Genomic DNA, 6,811 nt, shown 5'->3' on the forward strand with positions numbered 1-6,811 from the left:
CTCCGCGGCACCGGCGACGAGGGCGAGCTGCTGCGCCGGCACGCGCTGTCGGCGGCGGACCGCGACGCCGGCGCCTCCCGGGACCTGGTCGAGGCGATCCGCGGCGGGAGGACGGTCGAGGTCGCCGCCGCGGCGATCCGGGCGGCGGACACCAGCCTGGCGATCCTGGACCTCGCGGCGCTCGCCCTGCCCGCCGTACGCCTGCTCGGCGAGCACGCCGACCCGCGGGTGCGCGCCGACGTGGTCGCCGCGGCGACGGCGTACGGCGCCAGCGCTCGGATCGCGCTGGTCAACCTGATCGGCAACACCACGCTGGCGGCCTCCTCCGGTGCCGCGCGTGACGAGGTGGAGCGACTGCAGCGCGACGGCCGCCGGTTCCGGCTGGTGCTCGCCGACCTGGAGCTGCTCGCCTCGTCGCTCTCGCCGGCGGATCCCCTCAGCGACCGGTGAGGCGGGATGGTGCCGGTGAGGCCGGTGATTCAGCGCCGGAGCGACCCCGCTTGTAGCCTGACGAGGTCCGCGTGGGAGATCCCGACGAGTGCGCAGATGCGCGACGCAGACAAAGACCCGAAGCTGAAGGAACCACCTCCATGGACTTCAAGGTTGCCGACCTGAGCCTGGCCGACTTCGGCCGGACCGAGATCACGCTCGCCGAGCACGAGATGCCCGGCCTGATGGCGATGCGCGAGCGGTACGCCGCCGCGCAGCCGCTCCGGGGCGCTCGGATCGCCGGCTCGCTGCACATGACCATCCAGACCGCGGTCCTGATCGAGACGCTGGTCGCCCTCGGTGCCGAGGTCCGCTGGGCCTCGTGCAACATCTTCTCCACCCAGGACCACGCCGCCGCGGCGGTCGCCGTCGGCCCGAACGGGACTCCCGACGCCCCCGCCGGCGTGCCGGTCTTCGCCTGGAAGGGCGAGACGCTGGCGGAGTACTGGTGGTGCACCCAGCAGATCCTGGACTGGCCGTCCGTCGACGGGGCGCCCCGGTTCGCCAACATGATCCTGGACGACGGCGGTGACGCCACCATGCTGGTCCACCTCGGCGTGGAGGCGGAGAAGTCGGGTCAGGCCCCCGACCCGGCCACCGCCGGCTCGGCGGAGCAGAGGGTCGTCTTCGAGGTGCTGGCCGCGTCGCTGGCCAGCAGCACCGAGAGGTGGACCAAGATCGCCGCCGAGATCAAGGGCGTCACCGAGGAGACCACCACCGGCGTGCACCGGCTCTACGAGATGACCCGGGACGGCTCGCTGCTCTTCCCGGCCATCAACGTCAACGACTCGGTGACGAAGTCGAAGTTCGACAACAAGTACGGCTGCCGGCACAGCCTGGTCGACGGCATCAACCGGGCCACCGACGTGCTCATCGGCGGCAAGGTCGCCGTGGTGTGCGGGTACGGCGATGTCGGCAAGGGCTGCGCGGAGTCGCTGCGCGGCCAGGGCGCTCGCGTCATCGTCACCGAGATCGACCCGATCTGCGCGCTGCAGGCCGCGATGGACGGCTACCAGGTCGACACCCTGGAGAACGCGCTGCCGGTGGCCGACCTCGTCATCACCGCGACCGGCAACAAGGACGTGGTCTCGGTCGACCAGATGAGTCGGATGAAGCACAACGCGATCGTCGGCAACATCGGCCACTTCGACAACGAGATCGACATGGCCGGGCTGGAGGCCTACCCGGGCATCGTCCGCAAGAACGTCAAGCCGCAGGTCGACGTGTGGACCTTCCCGGAGCCCAACGAGCTCGGCGGCAGCGCGATCATCGTGCTCTCCGAGGGCCGCCTGCTGAACCTGGGCAACGCGACCGGTCACCCGAGCTTCGTGATGTCGAACTCCTTCACCAACCAGACGCTGGCCCAGATCGAGCTGTTCACCAAGCCGGAGGAGTACCCGGTCGACGTCTACGTGCTGCCCAAGCACCTCGACGAGGAGGTCGCCCGCCTCCACCTGGCCAGCCTCGGCGTCAATCTCACCGAGCTGTCCGAGACGCAGGCCGACTACATCGGGGTCCCGGTCACCGGCCCCTACAAGCCCGACACCTACCGCTACTGATCGCCGCTCGCCGCTGACGCGCACACGTGGCCCCGGCCGGGGTCGGGTGCTGGCAGAATCGAGAGCATGAGCAGCCTCCCGGAGCAGACCAGCCGAGGCCGGGTCCTCGTCGTCGACGACGACGCCTCACTGAGCGAGATGCTGGCGATCGTCCTGCGACAGGAGGGCTTCGAGGTCGACCTGGTCGCGCGTGGAGACGAGGCGCTGGCGGCGTTCCACGAGCACCGTCCCGACCTGGTGCTGCTCGACCTGATGCTGCCCGGGATCGACGGCATCGAGGTCTGCAAGCAGATCCGGGTCGAGTCCGGGGTGCCGATCGTGATGCTCACCGCCAAGGGCGACACCGTCGACGTGGTGGTCGGACTGGAGTCGGGCGCCGACGACTACGTGGTGAAGCCGTTCAAGCCCAAGGAGCTCATCGCCCGCATCCGGGCACGAGTACGGCGCTACGACGCCGCGCCCTCGGAGACGCTGTCGATCAAGGACCTGGTCATCGACGTCGCCGGCCATCAGGTCAGTCGCGGGGACGAGCAGGTCTCGCTGACGCCGCTCGAGTTCGACCTGCTGGTCTGCCTGGCCCGCAAGCCGCACCAGGTCTTCTCCCGCGAGGTGCTGCTGGAGCAGGTGTGGGGCTATCGACACGCCGCCGACACCCGCCTGGTCAACGTGCACGTCCAGCGCCTGCGCGCCAAGGTCGAGCACGACCCGGAGAACCCCGAGATCGTCGTCACCGTCCGCGGTGTCGGCTACAAGGCCGGCCCCGTGTGAGCATGCAGCGACGCCTGCGCTGGTCCGGCCGGCTCGGCTGGCTGGGCTGGCTCGGCTCCTGGTGGTGGCGTTCGATCCAGCTGCGGGTCGTGGCCAGCACGGTGGTGCTCACCGCCGTCGCGGTCGTCGTCATCGGTGCGGTGCTGCTCGTCCAGACCAGGGGCGCGCTGCTCGACCACCGTCGCGAGATCACCGTCGCGGAGGCCAGCGAGGAGGTCGCCGACGCCGAGGCACGGCTGGGGAGCGCCTCGGGGGCCGACGTGAACCTCTCCGGGCAGCGCACCGATCTGGTCGAGCCCATCATCGAGCTGGGCCTGAGCCGTGGCTTCTGGGTGGTGCTGGTCGGACCGCTGGGTGAGCACGGCGGACGGATCGCCGGGGGTGGCGCCGAGTGGACGCCGGGCCTCGACACCACGAGCGTGCCGGCGTCCCTGGAGGACCACTTCCAGCGGACCGACGTCGGTCAGGCCTGGACCTACACCACCATCCGGCTGGAGTCGTCGGTCGACGACCCGATCGCGGAGACCGACTCGGCCGGCAGCACGATGCCGGGTCTGGTGGTCGGCACCCAGGTCAGCCTGCCGGCCGACGGCGGCACCTACACGCTCTACTTCCTGGTCCCGCTCACCCAGGAGCAGGACACGTTGTCGCTGCTCACCCGCGGACTGATCCTGGCCGGAGCGGTCCTGGTGCTGGTCGTCGGCGCCGCCTCCTGGTTCGTGGCCCGCCGGGTGGTCACCCCGATCCGGCTCGCCCGGCAGACCGCGGAGCGGCTCGCCGCGGGCCGGTTGACCGAGCGGATGCGGGTCAACGGGGAGGACGACCTCGCCCGGCTCGCGGTCTCGTTCAACCAGATGGCCACCAGCCTGCAGAACCAGATCGGCCAGTTGGAGAACCTGTCCCGCGTGCAACGGCGCTTCACCTCCGACGTCTCCCACGAGCTGCGCACGCCGCTGACCACCGTGCAGATGGCGAGTCACGTGCTGCACGACGCGCGGGACACCTTCGACCCGGTGACCGCGCGCGCCGCCGAGCTGTTGCAGACCGAGCTGGATCGCTTCGAGACGCTGTTGGTCGACCTGCTGGAGATATCCCGGTTCGACGCCGGCGCGGCCGCGCTGGAGGCCAGCGACGTGGACCTGGGCGAGGTGGCCCGGCAGGTGGCCGACAGCTATCGACCGCTGGCCGAGCGCAGCGGCGTCCGGATCGTGGTGCATGCCGACGGTCCGGCGCTGGCCGAGGCCGACGTACGCCGGATCGAGCGGATCGTGCGCAACCTGGTCGCCAACGCCATCGACCACGTCGGCGACTCGGATCGGATCGACATCACCGTCGCCGCCGGTCACGACGCGGCGGCGATCGCGGTGCGTGACCACGGCCTCGGACTGGCGCCGGGGGAGACGGCGATGGTGTTCAACCGGTTCTGGCGCTCGGACCCGGCCCGCAACCGATCGAGCGGAGGCACCGGGCTCGGGCTCTCCATCGCGCTCGAGGACGCCAAGCTGCACGGCGGCTGGCTGCAGGCCTGGGGGCGGCCGCGGCTGGGCACCAACTTCCGGCTGACCCTGCCTCGGCACGTCCACGGCGAGCTGCGACAGTCGCCGTTGCCGCTGGTCCCCGAGGACGTGCGCGACATCGCGCGCGACCTCGCCGGCGTCCCGCAGACGAACCTCGAGGACCGATGAGACGACCACGCTCCCGCCCGAGGCCGACCCTCCTCCGGGTCCTGGCCCCGATGGTCTGCGCCGGGGCCGCCCTGGTCGCGCTGACCGGCTGTCTCTCGGTGCCCACCTCGGGACCGGTGCGGGAGCTCTCCGTCCAGCCGACGCAGGTCAGCAGCGAGGCCATCCCGTACTCGCCGCGCGCGCCGCAGCCGGGACTCACCCCCGGCCAGGTGGTGCGCGGGTTCCTCGACGCGATGACGGCCTCGCCGCTGTCGACCACCGTCGCTCGGCAGTACCTGTCCCGGTCCTTCGCCGACTCCTGGGACCCGGATCGTCGCACCATCCTCTACGACAACACCCGACCGCCGCTGGGCGGGAGCTCGATCGTCGTCGACATCACCGGCGCCACCTGGCTCGACGCGCGCGGTACCTGGAAGGGTCAGCTGGACAAGGGCCGGGCCGCGCTGCGCTTCTCGCTGGTCCGCGAGTCCGGTCAGTGGCGGATCTCCGCGGCGCCGAACGCCCTGGTCGTCCCCGCCACCTGGTATCAGTCGCGCTTCACCCAGCGGTTCGTCTACTACCTCGACCCGAGCGACCGGGTGCTGGTCCCCGAACCGGTGTTCGTCCCGACCGGGACCCAGCTCGCCACCAGCCTGATCCGCAGCCTGCTGCTCGGACCGGCCGCGCCGGCACGCAGCGTGGTGCACAGCTTCGCGCCGGTCGGCCGGCGCGAAGACGCCTCGATCAGCGTCGAGGACGGTCTGGCCCGGATCTCGCTGGCCGGCAGTGCGGACTACCTCACCGCCCGGACGAAACGACTGCTCGCCGCCCAGTTGGCCTGGACGCTGCGACAGGATCGTGACGTCGAGCGGATGCGGCTGGTGATCGGCGGCGAGACCGTCGTCTTCCCCGGTGCCGGCAGCACGATCCCGGTCTCCGGGTCGGCGCGTTACAGCCCCAACGGGGCCGGGGCCAGCGACGCGCTGTACGCCGTCCGCACCGGCGTGCTGGAGCGGTACGCCGACGGAGCCGGGTTCGACGTCGTGTCGGGTCGATGGGCCTCGGTGCACGACCTCGTCACCGCGGCCGTCGACGCGCACGACCGTCAGGTGGCCGCAGTGACCAGCGATCGGCGTTCCGTCCTGGTCGGCCCGCTCTCGGGCTCCGCGAAGGTGACCCGGCTGCCGCTGCGGGGGACCGATCTGCTGCAGCCGGCATGGGACCTGAGCGGCCGACTGTGGCTGGTGGACCGAACCGCCGACGGCGCGGTGGTGAGCTACGTCCGCGACGGCCGGGTCCATCGGGTGCGGATCCGCGGCGTGACCGGCGCCAACGTGCGACGCTTCCTGGTCTCACGCGACGGCACCCGGTTCGTCGCCGTGATCCGGCACGAGGTGGGCGACCGGATGGTGGTCAGCCGGATCGGTGCCGACTCCGACGGCCGGGTCGAGAGCGCGTCGCCCGCGGTGGAGCTGGCCTATCCGAGCAGCCGGCGGGCGCGGCTGCGCGACATCGGGTGGCGCTCGCCCACCACCGTCTACGCCGTCCAGTGGACCTCGGGCACCGCCCTGGTCAACGTCGTCTCGTTGGACGGCGCGACCCTGGACGTGTCCGGCGACGAGTTCCCGGTCGGCAGCACGCCACGGGCTCTGGTCAGCTCTCCGGTCGACGGCACGCCGCTGTACGCCCGCACCGGCCGGAAGCTGTCGGACCTGTCCGGCAACGCCGACCTGCGCCTGCCCTCCGGCGTCAGCTCGGCCTTCTACGCCGGCTGACCTCGGTCACGCCCGCCGGCCCGGGGTTGTCCACAACCGGGCCGGCGAGGGTTGCCGCACCCGGGACGCCCTGCTGCGATGGTGCGGTGAATCGCGAGCCGGGCCGGTCCGGAACCCCGCTGCGCGACGCGTACGCCGACCTGGTGCTCGGCGGTCGGTGCGTCGGCTGCGGCGCCTCCGGCCGCCTGGTCTGCGCCCGATGCCGTGCCGGCCTGCCGGCCCGGGCGTACCCGGTCCGACCCGACCCCGCCCCGCCCGGCCTGGTGCCGACGGTGGCCGCGGCGCCGTACCAGGACCTGGTCAAGCAGCTCGTGCTGGGGTTCAAGGAGCGCGGGCTGCTCGATGCGGCCGAGCCGCTGTCCGCCCTGCTGACGTTGGCGGTGATCGAGGCCCTCGGAGTCACCGACGTCACCGGGATCACCGGCCCCGCCCCGGCGGTGCTGGTGCCGGTGCCCTCCCGGCCGTCCTCGGTGCGGGCGCGGGGACTGGACCCGATCGCCGTGCTGGCCGGCCGGTCGGCCCGGCTGCTGCGCACGGCCGGGGTGGAGGCTCGGGC

At 72.1% G+C, this 6,811-nt stretch carries 6 protein-coding genes; all 6 read left to right on the forward strand.

Annotated elements, in window-relative coordinates; genetic code table 11:
• Positions 1-450 (forward strand): hypothetical protein (locus QM638_RS14700; protein WP_415142945.1); only part of this gene is annotated, 450 nt, incomplete at its 5' end.
• Between the two features lie 140 nt (positions 451-590).
• On the forward strand, positions 591-2,048 hold the full coding sequence (gene ahcY / locus QM638_RS14705) for an adenosylhomocysteinase (RefSeq protein ID WP_415142947.1): 1,458 nt from the start codon (positions 591-593) through the stop codon (positions 2,046-2,048).
• Positions 2,049-2,114: 66 nt separating this feature from the next.
• The gene (gene mtrA, locus QM638_RS14710; protein ID WP_415142949.1) at positions 2,115-2,816 is read left to right on the forward strand and encodes an MtrAB system response regulator MtrA; all 702 of its coding nucleotides are present in this window, start codon (positions 2,115-2,117) and stop codon (positions 2,814-2,816) included.
• Between the two features lie 2 nt (positions 2,817-2,818).
• Positions 2,819-4,501 carry an MtrAB system histidine kinase MtrB gene (gene mtrB / locus QM638_RS14715; RefSeq protein ID WP_415142955.1) on the forward strand — a complete coding sequence of 561 codons (1,683 nt, stop codon included), beginning with the start codon at positions 2,819-2,821 and terminating at the stop codon, positions 4,499-4,501.
• Positions 4,498-6,255, forward strand: coding sequence for an LpqB family beta-propeller domain-containing protein (locus tag QM638_RS14720; protein ID WP_415142951.1), 1,758 nt, complete (start codon positions 4,498-4,500; stop codon positions 6,253-6,255). The genes mtrB and QM638_RS14720 overlap by 4 nt, the downstream gene beginning before the upstream one ends.
• An 86-nt stretch (positions 6,256-6,341) precedes the next feature.
• The coding region (locus QM638_RS14725) for a ComF family protein (protein WP_415142953.1) at positions 6,342-6,811 on the forward strand (470 nt) is incomplete at its 3' end.

This window comes from Nocardioides sp., assembly GCF_047606145.1.
Lineage (GTDB): Bacteria > Actinomycetota > Actinomycetes > Propionibacteriales > Nocardioidaceae > Nocardioides.